Origin of the sequence: Spiribacter sp. 2438, assembly GCF_009676705.1 — a bacterium.
Lineage (GTDB): Bacteria > Pseudomonadota > Gammaproteobacteria > Nitrococcales > Nitrococcaceae > Spiribacter.
In genome coordinates, this window is sequence record NZ_CP046046.1 from 795,182 (window position 1) to 811,445 (window position 16,264).

Annotated in this window: 17 protein-coding genes and 1 tRNA gene; 13 read left to right on the forward strand and 5 right to left on the reverse strand. The window is 63.0% G+C overall.

Features of this window, described 5'->3' with window-relative positions; genetic code table 11:
* Nucleotides 1-8 precede the first annotated feature (8 nt).
* Nucleotides 9-281, reverse strand: a complete 273-nt coding sequence (locus tag GJ672_RS04025) for an HlyU family transcriptional regulator (protein ID WP_229381950.1) — start codon at nucleotides 279-281, stop codon at nucleotides 9-11.
* 76 nt (nucleotides 282-357) lie between these two features.
* Here GJ672_RS04025 and GJ672_RS04030 point away from each other — a divergent pair, with 76 nt between their 5' ends.
* Entirely contained in the window at nucleotides 358-930 is a 573-nt protein-coding gene (locus tag GJ672_RS04030; RefSeq protein WP_154295991.1) for a class I SAM-dependent methyltransferase, read from the forward strand.
* A 3-nt stretch (nucleotides 931-933) separates the two neighbouring features.
* Here GJ672_RS04030 and GJ672_RS04035 read toward each other — a convergent pair whose 3' ends face one another.
* Nucleotides 934-2,103 carry a CynX/NimT family MFS transporter gene (locus GJ672_RS04035; protein WP_154295992.1) on the reverse strand — a complete coding sequence of 390 codons (1,170 nt, stop codon included), beginning with the start codon at nucleotides 2,101-2,103 and terminating at the stop codon, nucleotides 934-936.
* Between the two features lie 56 nt (nucleotides 2,104-2,159).
* Here GJ672_RS04035 and GJ672_RS04040 point away from each other — a divergent pair, with 56 nt between their 5' ends.
* On the forward strand, nucleotides 2,160-2,399 hold the full coding sequence (locus GJ672_RS04040) for a hypothetical protein (RefSeq protein ID WP_154295993.1): 240 nt from the start codon (nucleotides 2,160-2,162) through the stop codon (nucleotides 2,397-2,399).
* On the forward strand, nucleotides 2,389-2,682 hold the full coding sequence (locus tag GJ672_RS04045) for a DUF2249 domain-containing protein (protein WP_195759550.1): 294 nt from the start codon (nucleotides 2,389-2,391) through the stop codon (nucleotides 2,680-2,682). Before GJ672_RS04040 ends, GJ672_RS04045 begins: the two co-directional genes overlap by 11 nt.
* Here GJ672_RS04045 and GJ672_RS04050 read toward each other — a convergent pair.
* Nucleotides 2,642-3,673, reverse strand: a complete 1,032-nt coding sequence (locus GJ672_RS04050) for a type I glyceraldehyde-3-phosphate dehydrogenase (protein WP_154295995.1) — start codon at nucleotides 3,671-3,673, stop codon at nucleotides 2,642-2,644. The two genes, GJ672_RS04045 and GJ672_RS04050, sit on opposite strands and share 41 nt — an antisense overlap.
* A gap of 37 nt (nucleotides 3,674-3,710) precedes the next feature.
* On the opposite strand from GJ672_RS04050, the gene GJ672_RS04055 reads away from it, so the two are divergent.
* The 10 genes from GJ672_RS04055 (at nucleotide 3,711) to GJ672_RS04100 (ending at nucleotide 13,446) form a co-directional block, all read left to right on the forward strand.
* Nucleotides 3,711-4,502, forward strand: coding sequence for a VIT1/CCC1 transporter family protein (locus tag GJ672_RS04055; RefSeq protein WP_229381951.1), 792 nt, complete (start codon nucleotides 3,711-3,713; stop codon nucleotides 4,500-4,502).
* Nucleotides 4,503-4,539: 37 nt separating this feature from the next.
* Nucleotides 4,540-5,007, forward strand: coding sequence for a universal stress protein (locus GJ672_RS04060; RefSeq protein WP_154295996.1), 468 nt, complete (start codon nucleotides 4,540-4,542; stop codon nucleotides 5,005-5,007).
* Between the two features lie 7 nt (nucleotides 5,008-5,014).
* The gene (locus GJ672_RS04065) at nucleotides 5,015-5,509 is read left to right on the forward strand and encodes a CinA family protein (RefSeq protein ID WP_154295997.1); all 495 of its coding nucleotides are present in this window, start codon (nucleotides 5,015-5,017) and stop codon (nucleotides 5,507-5,509) included.
* 100 nt (nucleotides 5,510-5,609) lie between these two features.
* Nucleotides 5,610-6,653, forward strand: a complete 1,044-nt coding sequence (gene recA, locus GJ672_RS04070) for a recombinase RecA (RefSeq protein WP_154295998.1) — start codon at nucleotides 5,610-5,612, stop codon at nucleotides 6,651-6,653.
* A 5-nt stretch (nucleotides 6,654-6,658) separates the two neighbouring features.
* Nucleotides 6,659-7,147 carry a regulatory protein RecX gene (locus GJ672_RS04075; protein ID WP_229381952.1) on the forward strand — a complete coding sequence of 163 codons (489 nt, stop codon included), beginning with the start codon at nucleotides 6,659-6,661 and terminating at the stop codon, nucleotides 7,145-7,147.
* Nucleotides 7,144-9,750 (forward strand): alanine--tRNA ligase, encoded by a 2,607-nt coding sequence (gene alaS / locus GJ672_RS04080; protein WP_154295999.1) that lies wholly within the window; start codon nucleotides 7,144-7,146, stop codon nucleotides 9,748-9,750. The genes GJ672_RS04075 and alaS overlap by 4 nt, the downstream gene beginning before the upstream one ends.
* Before the next feature lie 20 nt (nucleotides 9,751-9,770).
* Nucleotides 9,771-11,048, forward strand: coding sequence for an aspartate kinase (locus GJ672_RS04085; RefSeq protein ID WP_154296000.1), 1,278 nt, complete (start codon nucleotides 9,771-9,773; stop codon nucleotides 11,046-11,048).
* A 194-nt stretch (nucleotides 11,049-11,242) separates the two neighbouring features.
* Nucleotides 11,243-11,440: a carbon storage regulator CsrA gene (gene csrA, locus GJ672_RS04090; RefSeq protein ID WP_154296001.1), complete on the forward strand. Its 198-nt coding sequence runs from the start codon at nucleotides 11,243-11,245 to the stop codon at nucleotides 11,438-11,440.
* Between the two features lie 57 nt (nucleotides 11,441-11,497).
* Nucleotides 11,498-11,589 (forward strand) — tRNA-Ser (locus tag GJ672_RS04095).
* Between the two features lie 180 nt (nucleotides 11,590-11,769).
* The gene (locus GJ672_RS04100) at nucleotides 11,770-13,446 is read left to right on the forward strand and encodes a diguanylate cyclase domain-containing protein (protein ID WP_195759551.1); all 1,677 of its coding nucleotides are present in this window, start codon (nucleotides 11,770-11,772) and stop codon (nucleotides 13,444-13,446) included.
* A 5-nt stretch (nucleotides 13,447-13,451) separates the two neighbouring features.
* On the opposite strand, the gene GJ672_RS04105 is transcribed toward GJ672_RS04100, so the two are convergent.
* Both GJ672_RS04105 and GJ672_RS04110 read right to left on the reverse strand, forming a co-directional pair.
* Nucleotides 13,452-15,302, reverse strand: coding sequence for a bifunctional diguanylate cyclase/phosphodiesterase (locus GJ672_RS04105; RefSeq protein WP_195759552.1), 1,851 nt, complete (start codon nucleotides 15,300-15,302; stop codon nucleotides 13,452-13,454).
* A gap of 141 nt (nucleotides 15,303-15,443) precedes the next feature.
* The gene (locus tag GJ672_RS04110) at nucleotides 15,444-16,256 is read right to left on the reverse strand and encodes an A24 family peptidase (RefSeq protein ID WP_154296004.1); all 813 of its coding nucleotides are present in this window, start codon (nucleotides 16,254-16,256) and stop codon (nucleotides 15,444-15,446) included.
* Between the last annotated feature and the right edge of the window lie 8 nt (nucleotides 16,257-16,264).

Genomic DNA, 16,264 nt, shown 5'->3' on the forward strand with positions numbered 1-16,264 from the left:
CGGCGGGGTCAGTGGCCGCTGTCGAATAGCCGTCCACCCTGCTCGTCGATCAGCCGCTGGGCTTTGTGGGTGGTCATTTCAGCGGCCACCTCGCGGCTGCCGTAGACATCGGCCCGCACAAACGGCACGGCCTCCTCGCCATCCCCGGTGGTGCGGACAATTCGGCCGCTCACTCGCCATCCACCGGCGTCCTCAATGGGCGCTGCGATGATTTGATACCCCTGATAAGTGGTTTCGCTGACCGGCTCCGGCGGGGTGTCGGTGTCCGTCCCACCAAGCATTTTCCTCAAGAATCGTATTACCATGGCGCCACTTTGCCGGCTGGCGGCCGGACGTTCAACGTTACCTGGAGGGATAATGGGCGAGTTATCGGAACGGGCACGATTTTTTCAGGGGTTTGTGCGCCGGCCGAAAGAGGTCGGATCAGTCATCCCCAGCTCCCGCTGTATGGAAGCGAGAATTGTCCGGCTGGTGGATCCTGCCTCCACCCGGGTGATGGTAGAGCTTGGCCCCGGCACCGGGGGGACCACTCGCGCGGTGCTCAAGGCCATGCCCGGCGACGGGCGATTGCTGGCCATCGATACCAGTGAGGAATTCGTCACCGGGCTGGCAGGTCTGGGTGATCCCCGGCTGATTGCGCAGCAGGGCACCGCGGCGGATATGGAGGGCTTTCTGGAACAGCATGGCCTGCCCGCGCCCGAGGCCATTTTTTCCGGCATTCCTTTCTCCACTATGCCGCGGGAAGTGGGTGTGAAGATTCTGGAGGATGCCTGGCGCCTGCTGGCACCGGGTGGCCGGTTCATGGCCTATCAGTTCCGCGATGAGGTCTATCGGCTGGCACGCACGATCATGGGGGAACCCGCCCGGGAGCGGGAGTGGGTGAACATCCCGCCGATGTACTGTTTCCGCTGGGACAAACCCGAGGCCTGAGCGCTAACGGGGCAGGGGTGGCAGCCCCCGAGCCAGGGGCACCACCAGGGCGCTGTACACCAGAATCGGGACGATCGCGGCGCCGGGTGCACCGGTGATGTCCGCCACCAGGCCACCCCCCAGGGGCACCGCAAAATTAATGATCGCACCGATGCCGAACATCCCGGCCGCCAGCGCCGCGGTCTCGGTCCCGCGGGCGTACAGAGGTGGCAGCCCGGCCATCAGTATCAGCATCATCCCCGCGGCGAGCCCGGCCGGGAACAGCATGGCCAGGCCAGGATAGCCCGGGACCAGCACGAACAGCGTCAGCGAAGTAATCCCCAGCAGCATCAGCAGAATCAGTGGAGCGGAGCGACCGGTCCAAAAGCGCGCCAGCCGAAACATCAGCAATGAAGCCAGCAGCTGGGTGCCATTCAGCAGGATCAATCCCAGTGCCAGCAGATCCGATTCGCCTCGGGCCCCGAGCACGCTGCCCAGATAGGCATTGCTGCCAAAAAATAGCGCCCCGCTGGCACCCAGCAGGGCACCGAGACGCCAGACCAGCGGCTTGCGCCATTCCGGCATCCACCGGCCGCTGTCATCCCGGTCTCGGGCGGGTGAGCGGGAGAACAGCAGCAGGGCAAGCGCAGGCAATAGGGCCGGCATGGACCAGAGCAGTATCGCCAACCGCCAATTGCCATCGGCCAGCGGAAGCATGAGCGGGATGGTCAGGGTCGAACCCAGCACCTCGCCCACCAGCATGCCGTTCATGTAGACGGCAGTCCCCAGCGCGATACGGGTTGGCCACCATTGGGTGATCAGCGTCGGCAGCGCCGGCTGGATGGCTGCGATGGCGAACCCCATGGCGGCGGTCGCGATGAAAAGCGTCACCGTCTCGCCGGCGCCCCGCATGGCCGATGTCAGCGCCACCAGGCAAAGAGCGATAATCAGGGTGTTGCGGGCACCGATGCGACTGATCAGAAAGGACGCACCAATGCCCGCCACCGCCAGCATCAGAATGGGCAGGGTGGTGAGCGAGCCGGTGAGCGCTTCCCCGAGGCCCAGGTCCTCGGCGATGACAGGCGCCAGCGGCGGTGCCACCATGACGGTCAGTCGGAGGTAGAGCCCGGCGCCCCAGAGCAGGAGAATGATGACTGGCGTCGAAGGGGCGGCCTGGCCGTGGCCTGACGTCATGCAGCAGATGCTCCGGTGCCGTGGGACGGACACCTTAACACCCGGGAGATCCGAGAATGCGCACGGTCCGTGATCAACAGGGCAACCCGTGGAGCGTGGATGTGATGGCCGGCTCCTACGGAGCCTGTTATCTGATCTTTGCCTGCGAGGGGGCTGGAGAAGTCCGCAAGGCGCCGGTGGACGCCGAGTCCCACCTGGAATCCGCCCGCCAGCTGGAATCCATGAGTGACGACGCGCTGCAGGAAGCGCTGGCGTATTCCACGGACCTTGATGAGGCCAACGAGCTTGGCTTCTGAGGGTTGGAGCCCGACGGCCTATGCCGGTGGGGTGGTGGATCTGCGACTGTTCCAGCCACGACTGCGGCTGGGGCTGGTGGATCAGACCCTCACCGCCCTGAAAGCCGATGAAGATGTCCTGCTGGTGTTTCACGAGCCGCCGGATCGACTGCTCGGCTATCTCCATCAGCAATACGGCGCTCGCCTGGTGATCCAGCCCGTGGACGAGGGCCCGGAGGTCTGGAGCCTGCGGGTTCGGGTGGTCAGTCCGCCGGAGGGCGATTCATCCGGGCCAAATCGTTAGCCAGGTCAACCATCCGGTTGGCAAAACCCCACTCATTATCAAACCAGCAGATGAGTTTGATCAGGTGACCGTCGATCACTCGGGTCTGGGTGAGATCCACCACCCCGGAGTGGGGGTCTTTGGAAAAGTCCACCGAACTCACCGGGTCCTCACAAACCCCGATGAGTCCCCGCCAGCGCTGCTCGCTGGCCTTGATCAGTGCCTGATTGATGGCATCCGTCGAAGTCGCTCGCTCGCTGACCAGGGTGAGGTCCATGGCCGAGACCGTGGTGGTGGGCAGGCGCATGTGCAGGCAGTCGATTCGGCCTGCGAGAGCCGGCATCAGGCGCTCCACGCCACGCCCGAGGGCGGTGTCGATGGGCATGAATGCATTCAGTGCCGAGCGGGTGCGGCGCAGCTCGTTACCTTGCAGGGTGTCTCCCACCGGCTGGTCGTTCATGGCCGCGTGTAGCGTGGTGGTGGCACCACGCACCACTCCGACCGCTTGATCGACGATGGACAGCAACGGAATCAGGCAGTTAGTGGTGCAGGAACCGGCCGAGAGCAGGCGGTTCCCGGGCTCGATGGACGAATCATTGAAGCCCCTCACCGCGGTCAGGTCCAGGTCCGGCGTGCCGGGCTGGGAGAACAGCACACGATGGGCGCCCGCGTTCAGGTGCGCTTCGCCGGCGGCCCGGTCGGCGGCAAGCCCGGTGCAGTCCAGTACCAGATCGACGCCAAGGCCGCCCCAGTCCGCCGCCGCTGGATCAAGGCCGGGCAGCAACCGGATGCGATGTCCGCCCACCTGCAGGTGATGCTCCTGGACGGACACCGGTTCCCGGAGGCGTCCGTAGTTGCTGTCATAGCGGGTGAGCAGTGCGATGGCTTCGGGGTCGGCGGGCTCATTGATGACCGTCACGGTCCATTCGCTGGTGTCCGCTCGCTCGAGCCAGGCCCTCAGAACACTGCGACCGATACGACCGAATCCGCTAATCGCAACCTGCTGGGTCATTCCGACTCCTGAGCGTGACCAAAGCCGCTATGGCATCATGCGCGGCACGCAGAGTAACGCCGCTGGCACCGCGATGACAGAGCTTGAGCACAGTCACCACCCGGAGGCCATTCGCCGACGCCTGGACGACGGACGCCGCCCCAGTTATCTGCGGGATGCACTGCTCGGTGGCATCGACGGATGCGTCACCACTTTCGCCGTGGTGGCCAGTGTGGCCGGGGCGGGTCTGCCCGGGATCGTCGCCTTCGGTCTCGGCCTCGCCAGCCTCATCGCCGATGGATTCAGCATGGGTGTCAGCAACTACCAGGGGGTCAAGAGCGACCGCGACGCCCTGGAGCAGACACGGCGGGTCGAAAATCGCCATATCCGGGAAACACCGGATGGCGAACGCGAAGAAATCCGCCAGATCTTTGCCCGCAAGGGCTTTGAAGGCGAGGTCCTCGAGCAGATCGTGGACACCATCACCGGCGACGAATCCCTTTGGGTCGAGACCATGCTGCGTGAGGAGCATGGGCTGGATCTGCAGGGGTCCGAGCCACTGCGGGCAGCCCTCTGGACGTTCGGTGCGTTCGTTCTGGTGGGCGCCGTGCCCCTGCTGCCCTTCATGCTGCCCGCGATGGGCCTGGATGTGGCGTTTGCGGTGAGCGCGACCCTCACCGCCCTGACGTTTTTTGGCATCGGCTTTGCCAAAGGTATGGTGTTGGGCGAAGGCCGTTGGCGCGCCGGGCTGGAAACGCTGCTGATGGGCGGCGGCGCGGCGGTCATCGCCTACCTGGTCGGCGGCATATTTGAGCCGATGATGGCCGATGTTGGCCTGGTGGTGCATTGAGCCGGGCCATTCAACCCAGCGGAGTGAGGAGAAAAAGATGGCGAACAAACCTTCGATCATTCTGGCACCGGTGGACGGATCCGAGGGGTCCGGGGCATCGGCGGCCTACGCAGCGGACCTGGCGGCAGCGCTCAAGGTGCCGTTGCGGCTGCTGTACGCATTTCCCAAGGATCCCGTGGACATGTTCGGCGTGCCCACGGAGGCACCGACGCCGAAGCAGCTCGAATATTTCTCGCCGGATGCGTTTGCCCGGCTTCGCGATGAAAGCGCCCGCGAGGCGTTCGATCGCGCCCGCAAGGTGATGGGTGAGACCGAAGCCGAGGTGGAAGAAACGGTGGTGCCGGGCAGTCCGGCCGAGGCCATCATTGAGCATGCCGATGAGGCCGGTGACCCCCTGATCGTCATCGGCAGTCGTGGGCTGTCCGGTCTGCGGGAAATGATGCTGGGGAGCGTCAGCCATCGGGTGTTGCATCACGCCAACTGCCCGGTGACCGTGGTCCGCTAGGTCATTCATGTCGCCACCCACCGACGTGGCCCTGGACGCGGCCGCCAACCGACTGGCGTCGACGTTGCTGGATCAGCAGCTCAAGCTGGTCTGCGCGGAGTCCTGCAGCGGCGGCTGGGTGGCGAAAGTCTGTACGGACCGGGCCGGCAGCTCCGGCTGGTTTGCTCACGGGCTGGTGGCCTACAGCAACCGGGCCAAGACCGACCTGCTGGGCGTTCAGCCCGACGTGATCGAGCAACACGGCGCGGTTAGTGCGGAAACCGCGCAGGCCATGGCAGCGGGCGCCCGGGGCGACGTCCCGGGCCGGGTGGCGCTGGCGGTGACTGGCATCGCCGGGCCCGCCGGCGCCACCCGGGATAAGCCCGTCGGGCTGGTCTGGTTCGGTTGGGCGCTGGCCAGTGGCCAGGTGGCCGTGGAGGCGGCCCGTTTCCCAGGGGATCGGGATGCCGTGCGACGCGCCAGCGTGTTGATGGCCCTCGATGGACTGACCCGGCGGCTCTGAGACGGCCGGCACCGCAGCGCCGCCTGCCGGGGTGGGCGGTTCACCGGGACTGTGGGATAATTCAAGCCTTTATAGTTGCGGTCCAAACCGAGGGTTAAGCATGGACGAAGATCGGAAAAAGGCGCTGGGCGCGGCGCTCGGGCAGATCGAGAAGCAGTTCGGCAAAGGCGCCGTCATGCGCATGGGTGACGCCCGAGCCGTGGGCAATGTGCCGGTCATCTCCACCGGCTCACTCACCCTGGACGTGGCACTCGGCATCGGTGGCATTCCCCGCGGTCGGGTGATCGAGATTTACGGCCCGGAGTCCTCCGGCAAGACCACGCTCACCCTGCAGGCCATTGCCCAGGCTCAGCGGGCCGGCGGCACCGCGGCTTTCGTGGACGCCGAACATGCCCTGGATCCGGAATACGCCGGCAAACTGGGGGTGGATGTGGACGAGCTGCTGGTGTCCCAGCCCGATACCGGCGAGCAGGCGCTGGAGATCGCCGACATGCTGGTCCGCTCCAGCGCGGTGGATATCGTGGTTGTGGACTCGGTGGCGGCGCTTACGCCCAAGGCCGAGATCGAGGGCGAAATGGGGGATTCTCACGTCGGGCTGCAGGCCCGTCTGATGTCCCAGGCGCTTCGCAAGCTCACTGCCAACATCAAGCGCTCCAACACCACGGTCGTCTTCATCAACCAGATCCGCATGAAGATCGGGGTGATGTTTGGCAGTCCGGAGACCACCACCGGCGGTAACGCGCTCAAATTCTACTCCTCGGTACGAATGGACATCCGCCGGCTGGGGGCGATCAAGCGCGGTGATGAAGTGATTGGCAACGAGACCCGGGTCAAGGTGGTCAAGAACAAAATGGCGCCGCCTTTCCGCCAGGCCGAGTTCGAGATTCTCTACGGCGAAGGGATTTCCCGCGAGGGCGAGCTCATTGATCTGGGTGTCAAACACGGCCTGGTGGACAAGTCCGGTGCCTGGTACAGCTACAACGGCGACCGGATCGGGCAGGGCAAGGACAATGTCCGTAACCACCTCAAGCAGCATCCGGAAATCGCCGAAGAAATCGATCGCGCGCTCCGGGCCCAACTGCTGCGACAGCCGGCGGGGCGGGATGATGCCGAGGCGGCGGCAGAGGATCAGGCCAACGGCTGATCGGCATGACGGTTTCCGATGACGAGCACGCGGCGCGTGAGCAGTCCATTCGGCTGCTCGCGCGCCGCGAGCACTCAATCAGGGAGCTCGCCCAGAAGCTCCGTCGCAAGGGCTGGGACGCGGGGGTTATCGATCCGGTGATCGCTGAACTGCTGCAGGAAGGTCTGCTGAGCGAGCAGCGGTTCACGGAACAGTTCGTGCGCAACCGGCTTGAGTCGGGCTACGGCCCTCTGCGGATTCGGGCTGACTTGATGGAAAGGGGTATCGGCCCGGATCTGGCTACAATGCATCTGGATCTGCCCGAGGAAGAATGGACTGCGCGCTGTGCTTCGGCCTGGCGGCGACGCTTCGGAACCGCACCGGTGAATCAACGGGATCGAGCCAAGCAGTCCCGATTCCTTGCCGGTCGCGGTTTTAGTGGCACCCAGGTGCGGCGTGTGCTGGCGGCAGCCGGTGACGACGGTGACATGACCTTTGAAAGCGAGTGGGAATGACAAAAACAAGCGCCGAGATAAGGACTGCCTTTCAGCGATTCTTTGCCGAGCGGGGTCATCACATTGTGCCCAGCGCGTCGCTGGTACCGGCCAGTGACCCGACCCTGCTGTTCACCAATGCCGGCATGGTGCCGTTCAAGGATGTGTTTCTCGGTCGGGAGCACCGGGATTATGTCCGTGCGGTCACCTCCCAGCGTTGTGTTCGAGCCGGCGGCAAGCACAACGATCTCGAGAATGTCGGTTACACCGCCCGTCATCACACGTTCTTCGAGATGCTGGGCAATTTCAGTTTTGGCGACTATTTCAAGCGCGATGCCATTCGCTATGCCTGGGAATTTCTCACCGACGAGCTCGGCATTCCCGCCGAGCGCCTCTGGGTGACCGTTTACGAGGAAGACGACGAGGCGGCGGCCATCTGGCTTGAGGACATCGGCGTCGATCCGGCGCGATTCTCCCGCATTGGCGCCGAGGACAACTTCTGGTCCATGGGAGATACCGGCCCGTGTGGCCCATGCTCCGAAATTTTCTATGATCACGGCCCGGAAGTGCCTGGCGGGCCCCCGGGCACCCCAGAGGAAGACGGCGATCGCTACGTCGAGATCTGGAACCTGGTGTTCATGCAGTACGACCGCGGCGCCGATGGTGCCCTGGCGCCGCTCCCAAAGCCCTCCATTGATACCGGCATGGGCCTGGAGCGCATGGCGGCGGTGGTTCAGGGCGTGGTCAATAATTTCGATATTGATCTCTTCCGCCGGCTGGTGACCGCAGCGGCCGAACTGGCAGGAACCACGGAAACCGACAACAGTTCCCTGCGGGTGATCGCCGATCACATCCGTGCCTGCGCCTTCTTGATCGTCGACGGCGTGCTGCCCAGCAATGAAGGTCGGGGTTACGTGCTGCGGCGGATCATCCGCCGTGCCGTCCGTCATGGTTACAAGCTCGGCATTGATGAGCCGTTCTTCCATCGGCTGGTGGAGCCGCTGAATGACGAAATGGGCGAGGCATTCCCGGAGCTGGCCGCCGAAAAAGCCACGGTGGAGCGGGTGCTGCGCCAGGAAGAAGAGCGCTTTCGAGAGACCCTGGAGCAGGGGCTCAAGCTGCTGGCCCAGGATCTCGCGGACCTGCAGGGCGACACCATTCCGGGAGAGACCGTATTTAAGCTCTATGACACTTTCGGCTTCCCGGTGGACCTGACCGCTGACGTCGCCCGGGAGCAGGGTCTGCATCTGGACATGGCCGGCTTTGAGGCCGCCATGTCCGCCCAGCGGGAACGCGCCCGGGCGGCCAGCGCATTTCGTGCGGAATACGGTGGCGCCGCTGACTTCGGTGGCGAAACCATCTTCAGCGGTTACGACGTGGAGGAGGACGCGGCTCAGGTGATCGGCCTCTACAAGGATGGCGGCGCGGTCAACGAGCTCCAGGCCGGCGAGTCCGGCATGGTGATCCTCGATCGCACGCCGTTTTATGCCGAGGCCGGGGGCCAGGTCGGTGACACCGGCGAGCTGCTGGCAGCGGATCTTCGCTTCGAGGTGGAAGACACCCAGAAATATGCGCAGGCCCGCGGCCACCTGGGTCGACTCGTGCAGGGCACGCTGCGCCTTGGCGATGCCGTGGACGCCCGCATCGACGGCCTGCGGCGCCATCGCACCACCCTCAATCACACCGCGACTCACCTGCTGCATGCGGCACTAAGGGAAGTGCTGGGGGAGCATATTCACCAGAAGGGCTCGCTGGTCACCCCGGACCGTCTTCGGTTCGACTTCTCGCACTTCGAGCCAATCGGCCCGGATGACCTCAATCGGATCGAGTCTTTGACCAGTGCCTGGATCCGCCGCAATGAAACCGCCGAGATTTTCGAGACGGACTACGACAGTGCCCTCGAACTTGGTGCCATGGCGCTATTCGGCGAAAAGTACGGCGATCGGGTCCGGGTGGTCCGATTTGGTGATTTTTCCACCGAGCTCTGTGGTGGCTGCCATGTCTCGCGCACCGGCAGCATCGGCAATTTTGCCATCACCGCCGAAAGCGCGGTGTCCGCCGGGGTTCGCCGTATTGAGGCCATCACCGGTGAGGCCGCCCTGCAGCACATGCAGCGTCAGGCCGAACTGATCGCCGGCACGGCGGCACGCCTGAAGGCCAGCCCGGATAACATTCTGGTCCGGCTGGACCAGGAGCAGGAGCGTAGCCGTCAGCTGGAGCGGGAGCTCGGGCGACTGCAGCAGCGTCTGGCCAGTCAGGCCGGTAATGCGCTGGCGGACAGCGCCGAAGAGGTGCTTGGCGTCCGGGTGCTGGCAGCGCGGATTGAAGAGGGTGGGGACTCGCTGAGAGACACCGTGGATCAGCTGAAAAAACGGCTTGGCTCGGCGGTGATCGTGCTGGCGACGGTTAAGGATGACAAGGTCCGCCTGGTGGCGGGGGTGACCAAGGATCTGACCCAGCGGGTCAAGGCAGGGGAGCTGGTCAACCACGTCGCGGAACAGGTGGGTGGTCGAGGGGGTGGGCGGCCGGATTTTGCCCAGGCCGGCGGCACTGACGTCCCGGCATTGCCTCAGGCCCTGGAAAGCGTCACGGGCTGGGTCACTGCCCGGCTCGAAAAACAGTAAAAGCATCATTTGAGAAACCCATGTCATTGATTGTGCAGAAATATGGCGGGTCGTCCGTGGGCGACATCGAGCGCATGGAAAATGTGGCCCGCAAAGCGATTGCCTCCCGGGACGCCGGCCACCAGGTGGTCGTGGTGGTTTCCGCCATGAAAGGGGAAACCGATCGCCTCACCGACCTGGCGCATCGGGCCAGCCACACGGCGGACCCGCGACCTCGGGAGCTGGATCTGCTGTTGTCCACCGGCGAGACCGTGAGCATTTCGCTGTTAACCATGGTGTTAGAGCGCATGGGTGCCCCGGCCCGCTGCTACACCGGCGCCCAGGTCCGCATTCTTACCGACAGCGCGTTCAGCAAGGCGCGGATCCAGGACATTGATGCAGAAATCATCCGCGAGGATCTGAGCGCGGGCCGAATCGTCATCGTCGCGGGTTTTCAGGGGGTCGATGAAAACGGCTCGATCACTACGCTTGGCCGGGGCGGTTCGGACACCACCGCGGTGGCCCTCGCCGCCGCCCTGGAGGCGGATGAGTGCCAGATTTACACCGATGTAGACGGGGTTTACACCACCGATCCCCGGGTGGTTCCCACGGCCCGGCGTCTGGAAAAGGTGACCTTCGAAGAGATGCTCGAGCTGGCCAGTCTCGGCTCGAAGGTGCTGCAGATCCGCGCGGTTGAGTTTGCAGGCAAATACCAGGTGCCGTTGCGGGTGCTGTCGTCCTTCGAGGAGGGGCCGGGGACTTTGATTACGATGGAAGGAGACAACATGTCACAGGGCAGTATGGAAGAGCCATTGATTGCGGGCATCGCCTTCAATCGCGACGAGGCCAAGCTCACCATGATCGGAGTGCCGGATACCCCCGGCATCGCGGCACGTATTCTGGGGCCCATTGCCGAGGCCAATATTGAAGTGGACATGATCGTCCAGAACATCAGTAATGATGGCCTGACGGACTTCACGTTCACCGTGAACAAGAGCGAATATCAGCGCGGGCTGGATACGCTTCGGGAGCTCGCCGGCGACCTGGGCGCCCGGGAAGTCTACGGCGACACCAGCATCGTCAAGCTGTCGCTGGTGGGTGTCGGCATGCGCTCCCACGCCGGCGTCGCGAGCAAGATGTTTGACGCGCTCGCCGCCGAGGGCATCAACATCCAGATGATTTCCACCTCGGAGATCAAGATCTCCGTGGTGGTGGACGAAAAGTATCTCGAGCTGGGTACCCGGGCGCTGCACCGGGCGTTCGATCTGGATGACCGGAGTGGTCAGACGGTCAGCGTCGAGGGCGAGTCAGCCGGCTAACGGCAACATTTTTTCGGATCGCATTAGAGACACGTCTTAGCAACATCGCTATAATTCGTCGATAACACGGCGGCATAAAGCAATAAAACTGGATCGTCTTGATGGTGCAGTCGCATTCCTTCACCTGCTGTGGATATTTATCGGGTCGCTCATAGTCTCAGGGGTGAGAGCGGCGGAAAAAGAGGAGACAAGGGATGTTGATACTGACCCGGCGGGTCGGAGAAACCCTTATGATCGGCGACGATGTTGCCGTGACAGTCCTTGGCGTCAAAGGCAACCAAGTCCGCATTGGCGTCAAGGCACCGAGGGATGTCTCGGTCCATCGCGAAGAGATTTACGAACGCATTCGGGAGGAGCAGGACACCCCAGGTGATGGAACCACTGGACGCTAGACCCGGTCGAACCCGTTTACGTAGTGCCCTGACTACCGTATCCTTCGGCTCTCAAATGGAGAGGTGGCCGAGTGGCTGAAGGCGCTCCCCTGCTAAGGGAGTAAGGGCTTAAACGCCCTTCGTGGGTTCGAATCCCACCCTCTCCGCCAGCTATGAAAATCAGGGGCCATTCGGCCCCTTTTTTTATCGATACGGCTGCCAGGGCCCGATGCCGGTCCATATCCTTCGTCTGGGGTTATGGCCGATATTCCCTAATAAACGGGCTTTTTTGCGCCATCCTATATCGTGATTCAAAAACGCCACCTGGCATTAAGTGCTCCGGAGATCTGATGGCACGGCGTCCCGGCGGGCGCCGCCGGTTCCGCCCCTCGCGCGCACCCCTAAGAATTCTGGTCTGCGCGATTGGAATCGCCGTCATCACACTGACGACGGGTGACCTGAATCAATTCCCCCCGGTCCAGTCGTCCGCGGCATCACCGCCGTCTTCCAGTGTGGTGCTGGCTCGGGGTGAGCCGACAGCGCCGTCCAGCATGCAACGGGCTCCGTTCGAGCAGGGTCCGTGGTTTGATGTTGACGATGTCCTGGCGCGATATCAGACCGCGATCGGAGTCAGTGGGGCGCTGGTGGTCATGGTTGTGGCGCTGCTCGTGGCACTGGTGATCTTTTATCGACGACAGACGGTGCTTCAGGACTGGTTAAGCCGCCACGAGCAACGGTGGCTGAATCAGTTTCGGGATTTCTGCGAGAACGTGCCGGGGATGCTGTTTCAGTATCGGCAGGGTCCGGATGGGGCCGTTTCCTTCCCGTTCGCGTCCCCTCGCATTGTGGAAACTCACGGCTGCAGCGCTGAGGAGGTCGCCGAGGACGCATCGGTCATGTTCGACTTGATCGAGCCGGCGGACCGCTTGGAGCTCTCTGACGCCCTTGAAACATCGCGGCAGGGTCTCACCCCCTTCGATGCAAGCTATCGGGTGAATCACCCGGTTTATGGGCGTCGTTGGATGCGGGGTCGAGCTACGCCTTCGAAGGATGATGACGGCGGCGTGACATGGCATGGCTATGTTCAGGACGTCACCGATCTTAAAGCCTTTGAGGCCCAGCGCCAGCTTGCGGCCAGCGCGTTCGAAACGGTTCAGGAGGGTATCCTGATCAGCGACGAGAGGCACCGGATCATCAAGGTCAATCGCGCCTGTACCCAATTGCTGGGCTATGAGGCAGCGGAAATCCTCGGCAAGCCGGCGAGCCTGATCATGTTCGAGACGGATCGGGAGGAATTGGCCCCCCGCCTGATCCAGGAGCTCGACCAACGGAGCGGCGCCTGGAAAGGCCAAATCCGTTGTCGCACCAAAAACGGGGGAACCCTCCCCGTAGAGCTGTCGATTGCCACCGTGAAAACCGAGGAACTGGAATCGATTCACCATGTTGGCGTCTTCCGCGATATGCGTGAACAGTTACAGCAGGAGGCGGAGTTGGAGCGATTGGCCACCCACGATGCGTTGACCGGGTTGCCGAACCGCCGGTTACTGACGGACCGACTTCAACAGGCGATGGCACACGCCGAGCGAACCGGCGAGCGGTTTGCGGTGGGCGTGCTGGACCTGGATGGCTTCAAGCCGGTGAATGATCAAAACGGTCATGAGGCCGGCGATCAAGTCCTGGTGGAAGTGGCTAAACGACTCAACGCGACGGTGCGAGACAGCGATACCGTGGCTCGGCTCGGGGGCGATGAGTTCGTGGTGTTGCTGCGTAACTTCTCAGGTGAAGCAGCATTTGAACGCCTCCTCGCCAGTCTCAATAAACCGATTCGCCTGGATCGTTTCGGTGTGGAAGTTCAGGCGAAGGGCAGTCTGGGAGTCGCCCTGTTTGATCCGGCCAATCCGCTGGATGGGGATCAGTTACTGCGACAGGCGGACCAGGCGGCCTACCGGGTGAAAAGCAATGGTGGGGGGCACTGGGCCATATTCGGCCCCCGGCGTGGGGGCACACATGACGATCGCGATGCCTGAAGGCATCACACCAGGTACTTCTCCGCCGGCTGCGGATAGCCGTGGTAAAAACCCTGTTGAAGCGACACGCCCAGCTCGCTGAGCGCCTCGGCCTGCGCCTGCTGCTCCACCCCCTCGGCGATGACTTTTATGTCCAGTTCTTTGCATAGGCTGGCGACCGCGCGCAGGATAGCGCGGGAGCGAAGGTCGTGATCGATGGCAGAGATCATGGCCTTGTCGACTTTCAGATAGTCAATGTCCAGTTCCAGTAGCCGAAAAAGGTTACTCTCCAACGCACCAAAGTCATCCAGCGCCAGCATTGTTTCCGGGCTGCTGATGCGCTTCCAAGCTTCCCCTAACCAGGAGATGTCGCTCCCGAGATATCGCGGAATACCGCTCTCCGAAATCTCGATGACGACATGGAGACCATCCGCGACATTACCGCCGAAATCGACTTTCAGCCGCTCCGCGCTGGGTAGGCGCCCAATATCCTCCAGGCGGATGTTATAACACAGCATCGGCACGCCATTTTTGGCGGCGCGGGCGGACAGTTGCTGTCGCAGGGACACGACGTGCTTGTACATGTCCGGGTCCTGAACCACCTCTTTGAATTTATCCAGGAAGACGGCTGGAGGCCGGAGTTGGTCATCGGCCTGCCAGCGGATCAGCGCCTCATAGCCCACCGTCAGATCCCGCTGAACATCGACGATGGGCTGAATGTAGTAACGGAACTGACCTTTTTCCAACCCTTCGCGAATTTCCTTCTCGGTGATGAAATCGCCCTGCTGCTGAGACTCACTCAGGAAATTCGCATCTGCCAGAACGACTTCGCTGGATGACGATTCTCTGGCGCGTTCCAGAGCGCGGTCGGCCTCGGAAAGGCGGCGCGAAAGCTCATCCGTTCGACCAAGCAGGACACCGCCGATGGCACCGCGGACTGGCGCCATGACGGATGGCTGCTCTTTGTGCAATCCACCAATGGCTTGCAAGAGGGCGCCTCCGGTTGCCCGGGCTTCGTCCCAGTTGCTTGCCGGGGCCACCACGGCGAAATCGTCGCCGTCGAGCCGCGCGATGTCCGTCGCGTTGGTGACTCGGCGTCGTATTGCCGAGGGGATGGCGGCCAGGATCTGGTCCCCGATATCGCTGCCGTGGCTTTCATTGATGGCTTTAAAATTATGGACGTCCAGCAGGAAGAGCCCGTAAGCCTGTTCTCTCCCGCCATCGGCGTAGTCGGCTTTGAAGCCGTAACGGCTTAGTTCGCCGGTCAACTCATCGGTGCGAAGGCGCCGTTCCAGACGATTCTGCATCCGAAGGTTTGAGGAGCCGGCGGATACAATGAGGCCGATCAGCAGCCACAGGGCCGCGGACTCCACCACAAACCGTTGAAAACTCTCCCGAATGACCGGCCGTGGTCTGTCTGCGTCGGCGACTAGCCGCAGCCAGCCGATGGTGCGGCCTCCCATTTCCAATGACTCGATGTAACTGAAACGCTGCTCATTCTCGGTGTCTTCAAAACCCTGAGAATCGTGCTGGATGACGGCCTGAAACGCTTCGGAATACTCAAAGCTGTCCTCCGTTCGGGTACCCGCCAGGAGGCCGGCGCCGTCAAACCGAAACACTTCCAGCCTCTGGATGGCCGGGGTGCTCTTTGCCAGGTCCAGATTTTCACGAAGGCTACGATGATTCCCGAGCAGCACGGCAGATGGAATGCGATCTGCGATCAGCTCCGCGGTTTCGGCAACAGCCGCCCGCGTGTCGGTGCGAATGGCCTCGGCGGCTTCCAGATGGCCTCGATACAGAAGGGCGGTCACTCCCAGCCCAATGACCAGCAGCAGACCCAGTATCAGCGTCGGCATGGATTTGATGATCGAGACCATTCTCGGGCTCCGGTTCTCCATTGCACCTCATACGCGTGGAGGCGATGTGCCACCGTGATCACGTGGGCGAGTCATATTTCCACCTTCACAACAGCATCGGACTCGTCAGTCCCATGACAGTTTCCAAACATCGCGGAGTGATTACGTAATGATGGACGGGGTGGCGACCACGGCGATCCATCCCCCCAGCGCCAGGTAGGGCCCGAAGGCCAGTTCCAGCCTGGCGTGCAGACCCTTCCGGGGCATTTGAACCAGGACCACCAGGAGGGCCGCGACGGGAGCGATCAGGCTGGTGGTGATCAGCGCGTCGACGCCGCCCCAGGCCCCGATCATGGCAAACAGCTTAAAGTCGCCATAGCCGAGCCCGTCGTGTCCCCTGAGCTGGCGATAGCCCGCGTTGATCGTCCAGAGCACGGCATACCCGGCGGCTGCGGCAACGATTGCCACGTAGGGGGTCACCAGCGGATTCCACAGGCTGAACAGCAGGCCTGCCCACAGGCCGGTCAGGGTTAGCACATCCGGCAGTAGCTGGGTGTCCAGATCAATGAACGCCAGGGCCACCAGCCACCAGGTCATTAACAACAGGCCCCCGGTGAGGGGTGTCAGGCCATGGATGGCCACCACGGTGACGGTGAGCAGTGCCGTGAGGACCTCCACCAGCGGGTAGCGCGCTGTAATGGCGGTGCCACAGTCCCGACAACGGCCACGGAGCAGCATCCAGCTGAGCACGGGAATATTGTCGCGGAGGCGAATCGGATGTTTGCAGGTTGGGCAGTGGGAGGCGGGCCAAACGATGCCGGGTGGCGGGGAGTCATCCGCTGAGCAAGTGGTGGTGCCGGGGGGCATTTGCCCGAGCGCATAATCCACCTGCGCCGGCAGGCGGGCAATCACGACATTGAGAAAGCTACCGATCAGGGCGCCGCCCAGGGCGGCACCCGCAAAAGATAGGGCCATCGATAACG